This window comes from Flavobacterium sp. PL002 (assembly GCF_054165825.1).
The window spans coordinates 3,947,650-3,966,243 of the sequence record NZ_CM135110.1 but is presented as its reverse complement, the minus strand read 5'-3'; the positions used below and the strand labels follow the sequence as shown (position 1 = coordinate 3,966,243).

At 31.9% G+C, this 18,594-nt stretch carries 16 protein-coding genes; 10 read left to right on the top strand and 6 right to left on the bottom strand.

Translation table 11 applies throughout. The features are described 5' to 3' along the window. Nucleotides 1–8 precede the first annotated feature (8 nt). From ilvC to ACVEGE_RS17365, 9 genes are all read left to right on the top strand, one after another. Nucleotides 9–1,478: a ketol-acid reductoisomerase gene (gene ilvC, locus ACVEGE_RS17405; RefSeq protein ID WP_173852326.1), complete on the top strand. Its 1,470-nt coding sequence runs from the start codon at nt 9–11 to the stop codon at nt 1,476–1,478. A 518-nt stretch (nt 1,479–1,996) separates the two neighbouring features. Continuing rightward, on the top strand, nt 1,997–3,904 hold the full coding sequence (acs, locus tag ACVEGE_RS17400) for an acetate--CoA ligase (RefSeq protein ID WP_192501553.1): 1,908 nt from the start codon (nt 1,997–1,999) through the stop codon (nt 3,902–3,904). A gap of 103 nt (nt 3,905–4,007) precedes the next feature. Further along, entirely contained in the window at nt 4,008–5,141 is a 1,134-nt protein-coding gene (locus ACVEGE_RS17395) for an NAD(P)/FAD-dependent oxidoreductase (protein ID WP_192501554.1), read from the top strand. Continuing rightward, complete coding sequence (locus tag ACVEGE_RS17390; RefSeq protein ID WP_173852321.1) at nt 5,142–5,855, top strand: methyltransferase domain-containing protein; 714 nt, start codon at nt 5,142–5,144, stop codon at nt 5,853–5,855. Further along, nucleotides 5,852–6,904 (top strand): type III polyketide synthase, encoded by a 1,053-nt coding sequence (locus ACVEGE_RS17385; RefSeq protein WP_173852319.1) that lies wholly within the window; start codon nt 5,852–5,854, stop codon nt 6,902–6,904. The genes ACVEGE_RS17390 and ACVEGE_RS17385 overlap by 4 nt, the downstream gene beginning before the upstream one ends. Nucleotides 6,905–6,916: 12 nt before the next feature. Next, nucleotides 6,917–7,366, top strand: a complete 450-nt coding sequence (locus tag ACVEGE_RS17380) for a 3-hydroxyacyl-ACP dehydratase FabZ family protein (protein ID WP_192501555.1) — start codon at nt 6,917–6,919, stop codon at nt 7,364–7,366. Continuing rightward, nucleotides 7,359–8,633, top strand: coding sequence for a beta-ketoacyl-[acyl-carrier-protein] synthase family protein (locus tag ACVEGE_RS17375; protein WP_192501556.1), 1,275 nt, complete (start codon nt 7,359–7,361; stop codon nt 8,631–8,633). Before ACVEGE_RS17380 ends, ACVEGE_RS17375 begins: the two co-directional genes overlap by 8 nt. Nucleotides 8,634–8,643: 10 nt before the next feature. Continuing rightward, nucleotides 8,644–8,898, top strand: a complete 255-nt coding sequence (locus tag ACVEGE_RS17370) for an acyl carrier protein (protein WP_173855156.1) — start codon at nt 8,644–8,646, stop codon at nt 8,896–8,898. A 65-nt stretch (nt 8,899–8,963) separates the two neighbouring features. After that, on the top strand, nt 8,964–9,455 hold the full coding sequence (locus ACVEGE_RS17365) for a 4'-phosphopantetheinyl transferase family protein (RefSeq protein ID WP_192501557.1): 492 nt from the start codon (nt 8,964–8,966) through the stop codon (nt 9,453–9,455). On the opposite strand, the gene ACVEGE_RS17360 is transcribed toward ACVEGE_RS17365, so the two are convergent. The 6 genes from ACVEGE_RS17360 to ACVEGE_RS17335 all read right to left on the bottom strand — a co-directional run bounded on the left by ACVEGE_RS17360 (nt 9,456) and on the right by ACVEGE_RS17335 (nt 17,935). After that, a complete protein-coding gene (locus ACVEGE_RS17360; protein WP_173852310.1) occupies nt 9,456–10,052 on the bottom strand; it encodes a 3'-5' exonuclease in 597 nt (198 codons plus the stop codon). A 2-nt stretch (nt 10,053–10,054) separates the two neighbouring features. Further along, on the bottom strand, nt 10,055–11,971 hold the full coding sequence (locus tag ACVEGE_RS17355) for a DUF294 nucleotidyltransferase-like domain-containing protein (protein WP_192501558.1): 1,917 nt from the start codon (nt 11,969–11,971) through the stop codon (nt 10,055–10,057). Between the two features lie 441 nt (nt 11,972–12,412). Continuing rightward, nucleotides 12,413–13,063, bottom strand: a complete 651-nt coding sequence (locus tag ACVEGE_RS17350; RefSeq protein WP_192501786.1) for a hypothetical protein — start codon at nt 13,061–13,063, stop codon at nt 12,413–12,415. Nucleotides 13,064–13,335: 272 nt separating this feature from the next. Further along, nucleotides 13,336–13,560 (bottom strand): hypothetical protein, encoded by a 225-nt coding sequence (locus tag ACVEGE_RS17345; protein ID WP_192501787.1) that lies wholly within the window; start codon nt 13,558–13,560, stop codon nt 13,336–13,338. A gap of 501 nt (nt 13,561–14,061) precedes the next feature. Continuing rightward, a complete protein-coding gene (locus tag ACVEGE_RS17340; RefSeq protein ID WP_192501788.1) occupies nt 14,062–15,819 on the bottom strand; it encodes a DUF885 domain-containing protein in 1,758 nt (585 codons plus the stop codon). A gap of 139 nt (nt 15,820–15,958) precedes the next feature. After that, nucleotides 15,959–17,935 carry an alpha-ketoacid dehydrogenase subunit alpha/beta gene (locus tag ACVEGE_RS17335; RefSeq protein ID WP_192501789.1) on the bottom strand — a complete coding sequence of 659 codons (1,977 nt, stop codon included), beginning with the start codon at nt 17,933–17,935 and terminating at the stop codon, nt 15,959–15,961. A 210-nt stretch (nt 17,936–18,145) separates the two neighbouring features. Between ACVEGE_RS17335 and ACVEGE_RS17330 the strand changes: the two genes are divergently transcribed. Then, a complete protein-coding gene (locus tag ACVEGE_RS17330; protein ID WP_192501790.1) occupies nt 18,146–18,586 on the top strand; it encodes a response regulator in 441 nt (146 codons plus the stop codon). Nucleotides 18,587–18,594: the final 8 nt, after the last annotated feature.

The following is an 18,594-nucleotide window of genomic DNA, read 5'->3' as shown; positions in this document are numbered from 1 at the left end:
TAAAAAAAATGGCAAATTATTTCAATTCATTACCACTAAGATTACAATTAGAACAATTAGGCGTTTGCGAATTCATGGATCAATCAGAATTTGTTGATGGAATAGCAGCATTAAAAGGTAAAAAAGTAGTAATTGTTGGTTGTGGAGCTCAAGGTTTGAACCAAGGATTAAACATGAGAGACTCTGGGTTGGACATTTCTTATGCATTACGAAAAGAAGCAATTGATCAAAAAAGAGCTTCTTATATGAATGCTGCAGATAACGGTTTCAAAGTAGGAACTTATCAAGAATTGATTCCTACAGCTGATCTAGTTTGTAACCTTACGCCAGACAAACAACATACGGCAGTCGTAACCGCAATCATGCCACTAATGAAACAAGGAGCTACATTAGCGTATTCTCATGGTTTTAATATCGTAGAAGAAGGAATGCAAATTCGTAAAGACATCACCGTTATTATGTGTGCCCCTAAATGCCCAGGATCTGAAGTTCGTGAAGAATATAAAAGAGGTTTTGGTGTGCCAACATTAATTGCCGTTCACCCAGAAAATGATCCTAATGGAGACGGTTTTGCGCAAGCAAAAGCGTATGCAGTGGCAACTGGAGGTCATAAAGCAGGTGTTTTAAATTCTTCTTTTGTTGCCGAGGTAAAATCGGATTTAATGGGTGAGCAAACTATTCTTTGTGGGATGTTACAAACAGGTTCTATTTTATGTTTTGATAAAATGGTAGAAAAAGGAATCGAACCTGGATATGCTTCAAAATTAATTCAGTACGGATGGGAAACAGTAACAGAAGCCTTGAAACATGGTGGAATCACAAACATGATGGATCGTTTGTCTAATCCTGCTAAAATTGAGGCTTACAGACTTTCTGAAGAATTAAAAGACATTATGCGTCCGTTGTTTCATAAACACATGGATGATATTATCTCTGGCGAATTTTCAAAAAACATGATGATTGACTGGGATAATGATGATGTTAATTTATTGACTTGGAGAGCCGCAACAGCCGAAACTAATTTCGAAAAAACTCCAGCACAAGAAGCCCCAATCTCTGAACAAGAGTATTTTGATAATGGTGTATTGATGATTGCTATGGTAAAAGCAGGTGTTGAATTAGCTTTTGAAACAATGACCGAATCAGGAATCATTGCAGAATCTGCTTACTACGAATCATTACACGAATTGCCTTTGATTGCAAATACAGTAGCGAGAAAGAAACTATACGAAATGAACAGAATCATATCGGATACGGCTGAATACGGTTGTTACTTATTTGATCATGCTTGTAAGCCTTTGTTAACTGATTTTATGAAAACAGTAGAAACAAATATTATTGGTAAACCTTTTTCAAACTCAAACAGCGTTGATAATGCCGTTTTAATTGCAGTAAATAGAAGCATTAGAGTACATCCAATTGAAGAAGTAGGTGAGTGGTTAAGAGCGTCAATGACTGCTATGAAAAAAATAGGATAAATTAAGTAGAAATAGGAATTGCCACACATGAGGTGTGTTGAAATGACACCATGCATTGATTTCAATATTTTGAATTAGTAAAACAACATAAATTTAAAAAATGCATAGGGTTGCTCATTACATTCACTTAGTTTATTAGTAAGCTAAGTGAAGTAATTCCTTTATTAAAGGTTGTCTATAATTTGTTTCCGTTAAAAATTATAAAAAAGGCAGAGTTCCCTATGTCGTTAAAATAATAGTTATAAAGGAAATTCATAATCCCCAATATTGCGGATAAAAGGGGTGTTTTTCTTTAAAGGCTAAATTAATTGTTAGAATAATTGTTAAATTTAAAAGGCGAAATAGATATTCTATTTCGCCTTTTTTACAAGCATTCGTTAAGAAAATAATTCATTTTATTAAATTTTCATTTTAAGCTGGATTTCGCTATTAAAAATGTATTTTTTCATAGGAATTTATAATTTAAATAATTTTAAGAATCGGGAGAGTTTTAATATATTTATAAAAAATTAAAAAGCATGAGTTACTATAAAGTCGATAATTTAGAACAATATTTCAAACATTATAACAAATCTGTTAGAGAACCTAGAAAATTTTGGGGTAAGATCGCCGAAGAAAATTTTACTTGGTACCAACAGTGGGATAAAGTTGTCGATTTTAATATGGCTGAAGCAGATATAAAATGGTTTACTGAAGCAAAATTGAATATTACAAAAAATGCTATTGATCGCCACCTAAATAAGAGAGGCGAAAAAACGGCAATCATTTTTGAACCAAATAATCCAGAGGAAGCGGCATTGCATATAACATACAATGAATTGCATCAAAGGGTTTGTAAAATGGCTAATGTGTTGCGTGAGCAAGGCATTAATAAAGGAGATAGAGTTTGTATTTACTTGCCTATGATTCCTGAATTAGCCGTTTCAATTTTAGCATGTGCAAGAATTGGAGCAATACATTCTGTAGTTTTTGCAGGTTTTTCTGCTTCGGCTGTAGCCAATAGAATAGTAGATAGCGAATGTAAAATGGTAATCACCGCAGATGGTGGTTTCCGCGGAAATAAAACAATCGAATTAAAAGAAATAATTGACGAAGCATTAGAAAAATGTCCTTCTGTCGAAAAGGTTTTAGTTGTTAAAAGAACTAACAATAAGATCAATATGATTGATGGCAGAGACCAATGGTTACAACCATTATTAGAGGAAGCTTCTGATAATTCTGTTGCTGAAATTATGGACGCCGAAGACCCATTATTTATACTTTATACTTCTGGTTCTACCGGTAAACCTAAAGGAATGGTGCACACTACGGCTGGTTATATGGTGCAAACAGCTTATACTTTTAAAAACGTATTTAATTACGAAGAAAATGATATTTTCTGGTGTACTGCTGATATTGGTTGGATCACAGGACACTCCTACATTGTATACGGACCATTATTGAATGGAGCTACCACCGTTTTATTTGAAGGAGTTCCATCTTATCCTGATTTTAGTCGTTTTTGGCAAATTATCGAAAAACATAAAATAACGCAATTTTATACGGCACCTACTGCTATTAGAGCTTTGGCCAAAGAAAACTTAGAGTACGTAAATAAGTATGCTCTTAAATCATTAAAAGTGATTGGGTCAGTAGGCGAGCCTATTAATGAAGAAGCTTGGCACTGGTTTAACGACCATGTGGGAGCCAAAAAATGTCCTGTAGTTGATACATGGTGGCAAACAGAAACCGGCGGAATAATGATTTCTCCAATTGCTTTTGTTACACCTACGAAGCCTACGTATGCAACGCTACCTTTACCAGGGATCCAACCTGTTTTAATGGATGACAGACGTATTGAAATTGAAGGGAATCAAGTAGTAGGAAGTTTGTGCATTAAGTTTCCTTGGCCTGGAATTGCAAGAACAATTTGGGGAGACCATCAACGCTATAAAGACACTTATTTTACAGAGTTCCCTGGGAAATTTTTTACTGGTGACGGTGCTTTACGCGATGAGGTGGGCTATTATAGAATTACTGGTCGTGTAGATGACGTAGTAATAGTTTCTGGACATAATTTAGGAACCGCTCCTATTGAAGACGCTATTAATGAACACCCAGCAGTTGCTGAGAGTGCTATTGTAGGTTTCCCACATGATGTAAAAGGAAAAGCATTATACGGTTACGTAATATTGAAAGAAACAGGAGAAATAAGAAATAAAGAAAATCTTTTTAAAGAGATTAACCAGCATATTTCTGACCACGTAGGACCTATCGCTAAATTAGATAAAATTCAATTTGTTTCAGGTTTGCCTAAAACGCGCTCGGGAAAAATTATGCGTAGAATTCTTCGTAAAATAGCCGAAGGAGATTTTTCTAATTTTGGAGACACGTCTACTTTATTAAACCCTGAAATTATTGAGGAAATAAAGAACGAAAGAAAATAATTTTTGGCTTTTAATTTTACCAAATGTTAAACTGCTTCCTAACCGAAGCAGTTTTTTTGTTTTTGGTCAATAAGTATGAATGAAATAACTTAAATTAGGCCTTATGAAACAAACTAATGCTATCGTAATTGTAGGTGGTGGATTAGCAGGTCTTACTGCTGCCATTCATTTAACTAAAGCTCGATTAGATGTTGTTTTGATCGAAAAAAACGAATATCCTAAGCATAAGGTTTGTGGCGAGTACATATCGAATGAAGTGATACCGTATTTCAATTGGTTGGGTATTGATATTCTAAAATACAAGCCAACGATAATTGATAAATTGCAATTCTCAACAGCAAATGGAAGTTTGATTAACTGCCAATTGCCTTTGGGGGGTTTCGGAATCAGTAGGTATTTATTGGATGCTATTTTATATAAAAAAGCAATTGCAAATGGTTGTAAAATAATTCAAGACACTGTCGAGAGTTGTACTTTTTTAGAAAATGAGTTTACTATTACAACATCAAAAAACACTGTTTTTAAGTCCGAAATTGTATTGGGAGCTTTTGGAAAACGCGCTAATATTGATGTTAATTTGAATCGGGATTTTATTCAAAAAAAATCGAATTGGCTAGCTGTAAAGGCACACTATTCTGGTGATTTCCATGATGATCTTGTGGGTTTGCATAATTTTAATGGTGGTTACTGTGGGGTTTCTAAAGTTGAAAATAACAGTATTAATATTTGCTATTTAGCAGATTATAAGACATTCAAAAAATATAAGAACATACAGGATTACCAAGATAAAAACATCATGTTGAATCCACACTTAAAAAAGATATTTTTAAACAGTACCTTATTATTTGAAAAACCTCTAACAATTAGCCAAATATCATTTGAGAAAAAAAAAATAGTTGATAATCATATTTTAATGATCGGAGATACAGCAGGTTTAATTCACCCTTTGTGTGGAAACGGAATGGCAATGGCCATACATAGTGCTAAAATAGCATCAGAACTTATTATTTATTTTTATAAGAGTAATACAACTAGTAGGTCTATTTTAGAAAAAGAATATGAAAAAAGTTGGAATACAAATTTCAAAAAGAGATTAAAAATGGGTCGGTTTCTAGCAACTATTTTGCAAAAGCAAAAACTAGCTAATGTGTTATTACGCATACTAATTGTTTTTCCTTTTTTATTACCTAAAATTATAAAAAGTACACATGGAAAACCTATTCTTATTCAAAAATAAATGGGCATAAATACAAAATTTAGAACTGATCAAGAAGAGATTATGGATGACTTTGCTTTAGAGGGTGAAGTTTTAAGAGCTACTTTGGATAAAATCGCCCAAATAAATCAATTTTTAGGCGGTAATAAATTAACGCTTTCAGGAGTGAAAAAATTATTAAAAAAAATAGCTGAAAATAATATAATCACAATTGTTGATGTAGGTTGCGGTAATGGAGATATGTTGCGCTTATTGGCCGACTATGGTAAGAAAAACAGCTTAAACTTTAATTTAATAGGTATTGATGCGAATAATTTCACTGCTAATCACGCAAAACAACTTTCAGAAAGTTACTCCAATATTTCCTATCGATGTGAAGATGTTTTTGAAACTGATTTTAAGAATTTAAAATATGATATTGTTTTATGTACTTTAACTTTACATCATTTTAAAGAGGAGGCAATTATAGAATTAATGAGTATATTTAATCAAAATGCAACGGTTGGAATTGTTATTAATGATTTGCAACGTAGCCTTGTTGCATACCGCTTATTTCAAGCTGTATGTTATGTTTTTCGGTTGAATGACATGTCAAGAGAAGATGGTTTAGTATCTATTTTGAGAGGGTTTAAGAAAGTTGAATTAGTAGCTTTTTCAAGAAAATTAAAATTTAAAAAGTATCAAATTAGCTGGAAATGGGCTTTTAGATACCAATGGATAATATCAAAAATATGAGTGTAAAAATAAATTCCGTTTGCAAACAATTGCCTAAATATTCAAGGACCACCGATGAAATAATGCCATTTCTGGACAATTGGTTAATGGGTCAGGAAGAGCGTTTCATACGGAAAGTAAAAAAAATATTTGAAGGAGCCGCTGTTGATAAAAGATATTCCATTATGGATCCTATTGAAGTTTTTACAAAAACCTCTTTTGAAGAGCGCAACGATATTTATACTCGTGAAGTTATCGATCTAGGCGAAAAAGTACTTACTAAAGCGTTAAAAAAATCAAACTGGAAACCTGAGGACTTAGATTATATTATTACAGTAAGTTGTACTGGAATCATGATTCCGTCACTTGATGCCTATTTAATAAATAAATTAAAATTAAGACAAGATATCATCCGACTTCCCGTTACTGAAATGGGATGTGCTGCCGGAGTTTCAGGAATTATATATGCCAAGAATTTTTTGAAAGCAAATCCAAATAAACGCGCCGCAGTGATTGCTGTAGAAAGTCCCACTGCAACGTTTCAGCTTGATGATTTTTCTATGGCAAATATTGTAAGTGCAGCCATTTTTGGCGATGGTGCTGCGTGTGTTTTATTGTCTTCTCACCAAAATGATGAGGGACCAGAAATTTTAGATGAAGCCATGTATCATTTTTATAACAACGAACACATGATGGGTTTTAAACTCACTAATTCAGGATTACAAATGGTTTTAGATATTGAAGTTCCTGATACTATTGCATCGCATTTTCCAGCGATAGTGCATCCTTTTCTCGCTAAAAACAATAAAATAATTGAGGATATAGATCATTTAATTTTCCACCCTGGCGGCAAAAAAATTGTACAAACTGTAGAAGCACTATTTTCTGATTTAGGTAAGAATATTGATGATACTAAAGAAGTTTTGCGTTTGTATGGCAACATGTCTAGCGCTACTATTTTATATGTTTTAGAAAGAATTATGGATAACCAACCCAATAAAGGAGATATAGGGCTTATGTTAAGTTTTGGTCCAGGATTTTCGGCGCAGCGTGTTTTATTGCAATTTTAAAAGTTATTGAAGATGAATTCACAAGAAATATTAAATAAATTACCTTATTCAAAACCTTTTTTATTTGTTGATGAAATTAGTAAAATAGATGAGAATGGAGTGATTGGTTCATATACACTGCATGAAGATTCCTTTTTTTATAAAGGACATTTTAAAGACCATCCTGTAACGCCAGGAGTTATTCTTACGGAAGTTATGGCACAAATAGGGTTAGTATGTTTGGGAATTTATCTATTAAATGATGGTTTTAATTCATCTAGTTCAATTGCATTAACATCAACAAATATTGAGTTTTTAAAAGCAGTTTATCCTAATGAAAAAGTGATCGTAACTTCTGAGAAAATCTACTTTCGATTTGGTAAACTAAAATGTAAAGTTTGCATGGTAAATCAAGAAGGAGTTGCAGTTTGTACTGGAGATATTGCGGGGATGCTCATTCAAAATTCTAAAAAAAATGAATAGAAGAGTAGTTATAACAGGACTTGGAGTTGTTGCTCCTAATGGTGTAGGATTGAAAAATTTTACTCATGCAATAAAGAATGGTATTTCGGGAATTAAGAAGGACGCTGAATTAAAAAGATTGCAGTTTTCGTGTCAGATTTCTGGAAAGCCTGAAGTCTCTGATGAAAAAGCACTTGAATATTTCACTGAATTAGAAATGCGCAATTTTAATGCGACGGGAATTTTATATGGAGTAATTGCAGGAATAGATGCTTGGAAAGACGCTGGGCTCACTATTGAAAACAATGAAGATCCAGATTGGGAGAGCGGAACTATTTTTGGCACTGGTACTTCAGGAATTGATAAATTTCGCGAAAGCATTTATAAAATTGATGATTTTCAAACAAGACGCTTGGGAAGTACTGCGGTCGCACAAACAATGAATAGTGGTATTAGTGCCTATCTTGCTGGAAAATTAGGATTAGGAAACCAAGTCACAACAAATTCATCTGCGTGTACCACAGGAACAGAAAGCATCATGATGGCTTTTGATCGAATAAAATCTGGGCAAGCAAAACGAATTTTAGCCGGAAGCACAAGTGATTCAGGGCCTTATATTTGGGGCGGATTTGATGCCATGCGTGTCTGTACGTTTAAACATAACGATAGTCCTGAACAAGGTTCTCGTCCCATGAGTGAGTCGGCATCTGGTTTTGTGCCTGGCAGTGGTGCTGGCGCATTAGTTTTAGAGGATCTAGAAGTGGCAATTGAAAGAGGAGCAAGGATTTATGCAGAAGTTCTAGGAGGAAATATTAATTCAGGAGGGCAGCGTGGTTTAGGTTCTATGACTGCGCCAAATCCTATTGCTGTAAAAAAATGTATTGTAGATGCAATGCACAATGCTGGTATTGAAGCGAATGAAATTGATGCTATAAACGGACATTTGACAGCTACATCAAAAGACAGTTTAGAAATTAAGAATTGGACCGAAGCATTAAATCGAAAAGGAAATGATTTTCCCTATATTAACTCCTTGAAATCATTGGTTGGACATTGTTTATCAGGTGCAGGAAGTATAGAAAGTGTAGCTACGGTTTTGCAATTATATGAGGGTTTTATTTTTCCAAATATAAATGGTGCTGATTTACATCCTGAAATTAGTGCTATTATAGACAAAAGCCGAATTCCGCAACAAATGATTGAAACACCCTTGACGATTATTGCTAAAGCTAGTTTTGGTTTTGGAGATGTTAATGGCTGCGTGATTTTTAAAAAATATACAACTTAAATTATTAAACATGAATAGAGCTATTATAATCGAAGAGTTGAAAGACATTGTCAAGCCGTATGTAAATAACATGGAAGCGTTTGACACAATGAATGAAGATACAGATTTTATCAATGATTTAAGTATCAATTCGGCTAATCTTGTTGATGTTATTTTAGATATAGAAGATCTTTATAATATTACAATTGATAATGAATCAATGGAGAAAATGATCGATGTTAAAGCAACATTATCGATTATTGAAGAAAAATTAGCGACTAAATAAAGATTAACTAATTATTAAAGTAAAGTATGTTAAGTTATTATTATATTGATTTTTAATAATTATTTATGATAGGAAATGATATTATAGATTTGGCTTTGGCCAAAAAAGAGAGTAATTGGAATCGTCCTCGATTTTTACAAAAAATATTCACAGATTATGAACAGTCTTTAATTTTAAAAGCTGAAAATCCAGAGATTATGGTTTGGAATCTTTGGAGTAGGAAGGAAGCAGCTTATAAAATTTATAATCGAGAAACTGGAATACGAGCTTATATTCCGTTACAATTGAGCTGTAATTATCAAGATATAAAAAGTGGAGAAGTTCACTGTAATGGTACTGTTTATTGTACAAAAACGACAATTAAAAATGATGAAATTCATACAATTGCTGTAACAAATAAGGAATATTTTAATCAAATAATTGATTTGTCAAATAGAAACTTAGTTTTAAAAATTAAGGGAATACCTTATTTAACAAACCCAATAACTAAAGAAAAAAATCCTGTTTCAATAAGTCATCATGGCAGATTTAAAGCGATTATTTCATTAGCATTATGACTATTTTAATCCCAATCTAGATTTTAGCTTTAAAAACAATAATGAAATTCGGTAGGCATCTTCAGCAGAGGAATTACGATCTCTAATAGGCATTTTGAATGCTTCTGATAATTCATCCAATGAAAACTCTTTGTCAGTTATATCCTGAAGTTTGCGATACATAATATCAATGTCAAGAGCTTCATTTTTTAATCTTCCACATTCTAATTTTTCTAACGCAGCATTAATCATTTCAACATCAAAATCAACATGATGTCCTACGATTACAGCGTTTCCTAAGTATTCAATCAAATTTTGAATAGCTACTGGTTCGCTTAATTTTTCCATTTTACTTTCAATAATAAATTCATTTGAAAGTTTATTATCATGAAAATATTTATACTGCAACAATATGTTTTCAAAACTATCGCCAATCAGTATACTATCATCTACCACAGCAAAAGCAGAAATTGTAAGAATAACATCTTCTTTTGGATTCAATCCAGAAGTTTCTATAGAAAGGATTACATACCTATTGGACTTTTTACCAAATTTAGCCAAGTAATTCTTGTAAAATTCAGGATACTCTTTATTAATATTTTTAAGCCAGTCTAGCATAATTATGAAAATTGTGTTAGTTGAAATTTATCTTTTATCAAATCCTCTAAATCACGCATTGGAGCCAAAGCATTTTTTAATTTGTCTTTATCAATTTTTGATAATTCTTCAAGATTAATATACTGTCCAGATGTATCATTTTTAAGACCTTCAAGAGCTCTAATTTTTGATAAAACTAAGAAGGCTTCAGCACATTCTAAATATGTTTCAGCATGCTTAGGATCAGTCATCGCTAATTGCTTAAAGCGTATGTAGGTGTTGTTGATTCCTTTAATATTAAAACTCAAAGTAAACAAACGTGCACCATCAATTAGTGGCATAAGAGCGAGTGTTTTAATATCAAATTTATCTTTATTAGGACCTTCTTCTTCTACGTTGAAATTTTTAAAGAAACTAAGTGGCGCATTTTTTCTTAAAGCATCATTACCTAAAAAGTCATAAAATAAGGTATTATTTTCTACATTTTTAAAAACCTCATTATTAATAGCATCTTCAATTTTTTGTTCTCCATAAACAATTTCGTAATCAAAGAAAATACTCGCTAAATCATTACTGTTTTCTCCGGGAGTATTGATCCAGTTATGGTATTGTTTAATCCAATCAGTTAATGATTTACACCATAAAGTATTACTGGCCATGTGCCCGTTTGGACAATATTCATAACCTACTTTTTCAAGAATTTCAGTTGCTTTCTTAGCTAAATTCAAGAAATAATCTTTTACTTCTCTATATTTTTCAGGTATTACATCCTCAAAAATTAATATACTATCTTGATCTGTGGGTAATAATTGTTCCTTACGCCCTTGACTACCAATGCTTAACCATGCAAATCGAGCAGGAGGGGAGCCTAATTCTAAAATAGACAATTCAATTGCACGTTTTAGTAACGCAAAGGTAATTTCGCTAGCAATATTATTAACATGTGTGAGCGGTATGTTTTTTTGAATCGAGTGTTGAATCAAATCGGCTAATCTTAATCGAATTTGTTTTAATTCTTTAGCCGTTTGTGAACGTTTAATTTCTTTGACTAAAACGCCAGGATTATTTGCTTGAGCAACAACTAAATCATGTTCAGAAATTACGCCTTTAACAATAGATTTATCTGATCCGTCTTGGGTAACACACAAATGAGAAACGTTATTTTTAAGCATTAGAAGTTGAGCTTCTGCCAAAGAAACATTTTCTAAAACGGTGATTACCGGAGAAACCATTATTTTGTCAATTAAAGCCGAAATAGGGAAACGTCCCGTAGCTATTTTAGCCGACAAGTCATTATCAGTTACAATCCCTATAGGTAAATCATTTTTACAAATAATAGCACTAGTAATTTTTGATTCGGCCATTAATTGTGCAACTTCCTGAACCAATGTCAATGGCGCAACAATAAGTGGGCTGTTATTATAAGATAGTGTTTGAAAATACTGCATTTCAGAAGTTTGACCCGTATAAAAAACAGAATCCGAAATCTGATTGTTGTGCATGCTTTCTTTATCTTTTGAATTGCGAGTATTTATAGCAAAATTTTCAAGTAGAAAATTCAAAACATCTGTATTTTCAGCTATAAAAGGTCTAAATACGGCTATTGGAATGGCATAAACAACACTTTCTTCGCGTGCTTTTGCTGTCATTGTATAATTATTTTTAGCAAAAAAAGGTCTTAGTCCAAAAATAGCGCCCTCATGACATTTATTTAAAATGTTTTCTTCAGCATCAGCAATTACAGATAAATTAACCAAACCTGACGCTACAACATAAAAACTATCATGTAAAGAATCGTTTATTTGAAAAAGCGTTTTATTTACTTCTAAATTAACAACACGAATGTTTGTAGCAATAGTTGCTAACTCTTCAAAAGTTAAATGATTGAATGGCGCATATTCTTTTAAAAAATCAGCAATATTATTCGCAATTGTATTCATAGACATTAGTTGTTTAATAAAAACAAAATTAGTAAATATTTTATGGTTTTTACTGTAGAATCTGTTGTATGATTATAATTTATCGATAAAACGTTTTTTAATATAAATTCTACGCTATAATTTATTGTAGCAGTTATTCAGTGATTTTTTTTCAATGTTTTTAAAGTGTTTTAGGATTTTGTTTAAAAAATTGATTATTGACTTAAATGTTAACAGTAGGGAGGTTTTATCATTTTCTATTTTACATAATATAAATTATAGTTCACATTATACATGCTTTAAAAACTTTAATATATTGGTTTTCAACGCTTTGTCATTCCTTTCTATCATAGAACTTTCGTTTTGTAATGATGTACACTTTTATTCTAATTATACAAATCTTACAACAGAAAAATTTTGAACATAAAAAACCCCCGTTTTATTGGGGCTTATTTATTTTATCTATTTTGTTATTTCACCAATACTTAAGTTATCATCAATAGTCAGACTAAATAATACTTGTCCATTCATATCAACATTTTTATAATTTCCATCTGCATCATATTCAACAAATTCTAAAGCATTACCAGTCCAATATACTTGATTTTCACAACTAGCATGAATATTGATTTCATTAGAAAATTCTCCGTTACGGTTAATTATTTGAGGATTCCAATTTGTTCGAACATCAAGTTTTTCTGCGACAAATTTTGAAGCTTCAATAGCACACTCCATAAAATCAATTTTACCGTAAGTATTATGTATAATTGTAATTCTATTTCGCAAAAATCTATACGTTGCATCTGGACTTCTTTCAAACATAGTTGATACGCTTATTGAACATTGTCTAGCTTGTTTCCTTAATTGTCCATGTTTAATGGAATCGCCTAAGTCATGAATTATTTCATACGCTTTATTTTCTTTCGCTAACTGATTTGGGTCAGCTTGTAAAACATTCTCAGGCATATGTTTAATTGATATCGTTAGCCCATTTGCGGAAGTTATAAAATCATTTATATTAGGATTCATTGAAACAATTGTTGAAAATTTTATATTTAGTTCTTCCCACGGTTTTATTATTTCAGTAATAAATTTTATTGCCTCTTCTTTCATAGTTTGTTGATTAAGGATTAAAAATACTTATTTTAATTTAATCCCTCATATGGATTTTCACTAAATACTTCTTTGCCATTTTTGTATAATTGAAAAAAGTTTTTACTTTTCCCTTTCGTGGAAATATAATGATACTCAAAATCGCATATTTGAACCAATGTGTGTAAAATAATAATTTAAGCGATTCTCAGTACATCACTAAATAGTAAAAACCAATAACAAGAATTGAATCTCATTATTGGTTTACATAAATTTTTAAAATTAAATTGGTATTATTTAAACTCTTTGCGTCCTCTTATAATATCTTCATAAGTGCAGCATTTAACAAATTCTTGCTGGCCATCAATCATCATTGGTAAATAAATGCAATCGACTTCAGTTAAATCTTCTTTTAGATAAAAAGCAATATCGTCAAATTTATAAAACCATTCTTTATCAAATTGCACTTTATTTATAGTGGCATCTTTGAGAATATTCTTTTCATTTAAAGGCTTCATTATGGTAAACAAATTAATTTTTGATGAATTTATATTATACAATCTTAATTCTGAAATAGTATAATTTAAGCAATTTGAGTTGTTTTATATACTTTAAAAGGCTCAGTAAGTAAATCTTTTGCAATAGCTGCAAAATCTTTTAAATGTTTTGGGTCATTATGTTGCTGTAAAATGTATTTTCATAATCAAATTAAAATTGGTATCACTTTATAGAACTGTTTCATTTTTTTTCAAAATTAATAGATTTTATTTCAACATTATACTGTAATGAAGATTTCTGCATTTAATTGGGGTAGTTTTAACAAAAAATAGAAATACTAACCAAAAATTTAAACCATGAACGGATTCTTTAAAACAATACTCGCAGGCTGGGGAGCCAAAAAATTAGGTGGTGGATGCTTTGGTACTATCCTCCTATTTATAATTATTTACTGGATATTAGGCTATTTTTAGAGTAAAGATAAAGACCCAATTAGCGTTATTAATTGGGTCTTTTAATTTTTACTTCTTTTTATTTTTTACTTCCTGCAGCATCAATCCTTTTATATATTTGACTGGAGCGCTACCATAGCTCAAGAATTTCTCGTGAAATTGTTTCAAATTAAATTGTTCACCTTGCTCTTTTTTTAGTTTTTCTCTAAAATCATAAATCTCAGTATATCCTGTAAAGTAAGAACTAAGTTGTACTTGTGATAAAGTAACACGGTTCCATTTTCCTTCTGCTTCAGCTTGTTGTTGGAATGCTTCATTAATTAACAAATGCATAGCATCTTCCTGACTCATGTTTTTAGTATGTACGCTGTAATCCAAAATCATATTACACGTTGTTCTTAAATTCCACTTGTAATACATCAACCACATTTCATCAGAGTTTTTGTATCCGCTTTCAAGCATCATCAACTCAGTATAAACTGCCCAACCTTCTATCATAGCGCCATTTCCTAGAATAGCCTTAATGATACTTGGTGATTGATTGCTGTAAACTAATTGTGTATAATGACCTGGAATTGCTTCGTGAATATTTAGAATTTGTAAAATGTAATCGTTGTATTCTCTTAAGTAACTTTCTGACTTTTCTGATGACCATCCTGACATGCTTCCTACATTATAATAGGTATTTGCATTTTTATCATACGGTCCGGGCGCTGAGATTGACGCACCAGCAACACCAGCCATATAACTAGGTTCTTTTCTAACAACTAAAGGTTTTGAAGGGTCGATATACAACAAATCTTTCTCTTTGACATAAGCAACTAACTCTGGAATTTGTTTTTCAATTTCCGATTGAAATTTAGCTGGTGTTGTATGTTGAACTGATATTTTATCAATTACTAGTTTTATTAACGTTAAACTATCTAGAGGTTTAACTTCTTTTTTATTGTATTTTTCCCATAAACGGTCAGCAATTATAAACATTTTTTGGTGCAATTCTTTTTTATGATGTACCGCTTTTTTATAAATAGAATCGACTTCATAACTCGACTGAATGTCTAAATCAAATTTCTTTGCATACAAATCAGCTCCTAATCTAAAAGAACGCGGTGTGGTATTGTCTAATTCTTTCAACCAGTCAACATATTCTTTTACTGCTGCTACTGCAAGTTTCGCTTTTGCTTTAATTTCGTCTTTTTCAGTAACGCTTAATTTACTTTTGCTTAAAGCAGCAATCAATTCTTTTTCAAAAACGGAAATACCACCTAAATTTTGGGCTATAGCCAATGAAGTGTGCTCTAAAGTAGGATTTTTAATTTTCTTTTTGGCTGCTTCATAATAAGCAGGAATGCTGTTCATTTTTATATTAAAACTATGTAAACGTGCTTCTAAAGAGTCGTATTTTCCATTTAATATTTCGGCAAAAGAGCCACAGACATTATATTCAGAAGGATTCCACTCGTCTGATTTTAATTTATCAATTCTAAAAATAGTATTCTGTAACTGATTTTGAATTAGATGTAAGTCGGTTTTATTATTATCCGAAAGTTTCTCTAAAGGATAAGCACGCAATGAATCTAATTGTATGTGAGCAAAATCCAGTTGCCTTTTTGCGTAAGCAGAATCAGGTACAACTAAAATACTATCTCCATTATGATATCCTTGGTTAGCAGCCCAATCAGGATAGACATCCCAGAGGTTTGTGATGAAACTTTCCTTATATTTTTCGAATTTTAAATCTAGATTTTCAGCCTTAATGACTTCTTCTTTCTTTTTGCAAGAAACAAGTACACTAAGGAATATAAAAGAGAATATTATTTTTTTCATAGTGGTATATTTTAAAAAAAATAAAGATAGAAAAAAATGCTTTGTAGCAAGCACTATTCTAGTATCCTTTTTAAATGAAAAAAAAATCCCTTATTTGATACGGAATCAATAAGGGAAATTAGTTTTTATTTTGATTGTTTTAATATGTTAAAAGCGTTAGTAATTCTTTTTCAAATCGGCCTTTCGGCAAATATTGATCCTCCAAGGCTTTTGTAAACGGAATAGGCGAATCTAAACTGGCAACTCGTTTTACGGGAGCGTCTAGATACTGGAAACATTCTTCCATGATCATTGCCGAAATATCGCTGGCAATACCACCAAATAAGGAATCTTCTTGATAGATAATCACTCTTCCTGTTTTCTTTACAGAAGCAAAAATAGCAGTAGTATCAAGCGGTTGTAATGTTCTTAGGTCTAATAAATCAGCTGAGATTTCCTGATTTTTATCTAAAGTATCTAATGCCCAATGTACAGCAGCACCAAAAGCAATGATAGTTACCTCATTACCTTCTTTTAATAAAGCTGCTTTTCCTAAAGGCAAAGTATAATAGTCTTTTGGCACTTCTTGATAAACAGAACGGTACAATTGTTTGTGTTCAAAAAATAAAACTGGATTTGGGTCATTGATAGCCTCGTTCAATAAACCTTTGGCGTCATAAGGAAAAGCTGGGTAAACCACCTTTAAACCTGGCGTTTTAGTAAACCAAGCCTCATTTGTTTGGGAATGAAACGGTCCTGCCTGAGTCCCTCCGCCGCAAGGCATACGCACCACGACATCTGCTTTTTCTAACCAGCGGTAATGCGACTTAGCCAATAAATTCACAATAGGATTGAATCCAGTCGAAACAAAGTCGGCAAACTGCATTTCTACAATTGCTTTATATCCATTGATTGATAATCCCATTCCTGCAGATACTACAGCACTCTCGCAAATAGGCGTATTGATTACCCGTTCTTTACCAAATTGTGCAACAAATCCGTCCGTGATTTTAAAAGCTCCACCATATTCGGCTATGTCTTGGCCCATAATCACTAAGTTGTCGTGGCGTTCCATAGATTGTCTTAAACTAGTAGAAATAGCATCTATAAAACGAATATTTACTTTTTCTGTTTTAGGCTTAACTTCTTCATATACAAACGGTTTGTAAATATCATTTAACTCTTCAGTTAATGTAGCTTCAATTTCAGGTTCTGCATTGGCTATAGCCAAACTATCATCAATTTCTTTCTTGATTTCGGCGCGAAGACTTTCGTCAAATTCTTCTGTTAATATTTTATTTTCTTTTAGAAATTTTCTGTAATTTTCAACGGGATCTTTTATTGCCCAGTGGTCCATTAATTCTTTCGGAACATATTTAGTACCACTGGCCTCTTCATGACCACGCATTCTAAAAGTTTTAAATTCTAATAAAACAGGACGTGGATTAATTTTCATAGAAGCTTTCAATTCAGACAAAAGAGTATAAACTTCTAAAAGATTATTTCCATCTACAATATGGCTTTCCATGCCGTATCCTTTGCCTTTGTCTGCAAGGTTTTCACAGCGGTATTGCTCGTTTGTAGGAGTTGAAAGTCCGTAACCATTGTTTTCTATAACAAATAATACAGGCAGTTCCCAAACCGAAGCAATATTCAACGCTTCATGAAAATCGCCTTCGGATGTAGCGCCTTCCCCAGTGAATACAGCAGTGATTTTTCCGTTTTTCTTTAATTTATTTGCTAAAGCGATTCCGTCAGCAACCCCTAATTGCGGTCCTAAATGCGAAATCATTCCTATAATCTTGTATTGTTGTGTTCCAAAGTGAAAACTTCGATCACGACCTTTGGTAAAACCATTGGCTTTTCCTTGCCATTGCGAGAATAAGCGGTACAAAGGAATATCCCTACCAGTGAATACCCCTAAGTTACGGTGCATAGGTAAGATGTATTCATCATTGTCCAAGACAGCGGTCACTCCTACAGATATGGCTTCTTGCCCAATTCCTGAAAACCATTTAGAAACCTTTCCTTGACGAATCAAGATCAGCATTTTTTCTTCTATTAACCTTGGTTTCAGAATTCTTTTATATAAATCCAATAGGATTTCATCACTGAGATTTTTTCTTTCAAATTTCATTAGTATGGCTTTAATTCGCATCTCAAAGATAAAAAAATATAACACTTTACGTTAAAATTGTTATATTTTTATAAATAATTTAATCATAATTACTTCAGCTAGTACATTCCTAATTTTACCAAAAAATTATGCTAATAGTTTATTTGATTTTTTTATTTTTGTCAACGATTCTTAAAATTATGTTAATCACTTTAAAAATCTTCAAAGTACATGGACAAAATTAAAATATTTTATGCAGATGACGATGAGGATGATTTAATGTTTTTCAATGATGCTGTTGAACAAATATCTCAAGCTATAAATACCCCTATTAACTTAGATACTTTTAAAAACGGAATAAATTTAATTGAAAATATTAAAAAGAATGATGTAAAAAATTCAATGCTCTTATTAGATATTAACATGCCATTTAAATCTGGTTTTGATTTATTAGAAGAAATAAGACAAGATCCTGAATTGAATCATTTCCCAATAGTTATGTATTCTACAAGTTCAGAAGAATATATTATAAATAAATGTCAAAATCTTGGAGCAAATCATTACGTAATAAAACCAGCTGATTTTACTGATTTGGTTGCGTTAATCACCTCATTTATAAACACCGATTGGGAAAATCATCAAGTAGATTTTAATAATTTTTTTTACGTATAATTTTAAAT

Bases quoted from the DNA above. Each gene is read 5' to 3' on its own strand.
- ACVEGE_RS17380 (WP_192501555.1), top strand. From the start codon at position 6,917: ATGAATTCACAAGAAATATTAAATAAATTACCTTATTCAAAACCTTTT.
- ilvC (WP_173852326.1), top strand. From the start codon at position 9: ATGGCAAATTATTTCAATTCATTACCACTAAGATTACAATTAGAACAA.
- ACVEGE_RS17390 (WP_173852321.1), top strand. From the start codon at position 5,142: ATGGGCATAAATACAAAATTTAGAACTGATCAAGAAGAGATTATGGAT.
- ACVEGE_RS17345 (WP_192501787.1), bottom strand. From the start codon at position 13,560: ATGAAGCCTTTAAATGAAAAGAATATTCTCAAAGATGCCACTATAAAT.
- ACVEGE_RS17375 (WP_192501556.1), top strand. From the start codon at position 7,359: ATGAATAGAAGAGTAGTTATAACAGGACTTGGAGTTGTTGCTCCTAAT.
- ACVEGE_RS17370 (WP_173855156.1), top strand. From the start codon at position 8,644: ATGAATAGAGCTATTATAATCGAAGAGTTGAAAGACATTGTCAAGCCG.
- ACVEGE_RS17395 (WP_192501554.1), top strand. From the start codon at position 4,008: ATGAAACAAACTAATGCTATCGTAATTGTAGGTGGTGGATTAGCAGGT.
- ACVEGE_RS17360 (WP_173852310.1), bottom strand. From the start codon at position 10,052: ATGCTAGACTGGCTTAAAAATATTAATAAAGAGTATCCTGAATTTTAC.
- ACVEGE_RS17335 (WP_192501789.1), bottom strand. From the start codon at position 17,935: ATGAAATTTGAAAGAAAAAATCTCAGTGATGAAATCCTATTGGATTTA.
- ACVEGE_RS17330 (WP_192501790.1), top strand. From the start codon at position 18,146: ATGGACAAAATTAAAATATTTTATGCAGATGACGATGAGGATGATTTA.
- acs (WP_192501553.1), top strand. From the start codon at position 1,997: ATGAGTTACTATAAAGTCGATAATTTAGAACAATATTTCAAACATTAT.
- ACVEGE_RS17365 (WP_192501557.1), top strand. From the start codon at position 8,964: ATGATAGGAAATGATATTATAGATTTGGCTTTGGCCAAAAAAGAGAGT.
- ACVEGE_RS17355 (WP_192501558.1), bottom strand. From the start codon at position 11,971: ATGAATACAATTGCGAATAATATTGCTGATTTTTTAAAAGAATATGCG.
- ACVEGE_RS17340 (WP_192501788.1), bottom strand. From the start codon at position 15,819: ATGAAAAAAATAATATTCTCTTTTATATTCCTTAGTGTACTTGTTTCT.
- ACVEGE_RS17350 (WP_192501786.1), bottom strand. From the start codon at position 13,063: ATGAAAGAAGAGGCAATAAAATTTATTACTGAAATAATAAAACCGTGG.
- ACVEGE_RS17385 (WP_173852319.1), top strand. From the start codon at position 5,852: ATGAGTGTAAAAATAAATTCCGTTTGCAAACAATTGCCTAAATATTCA.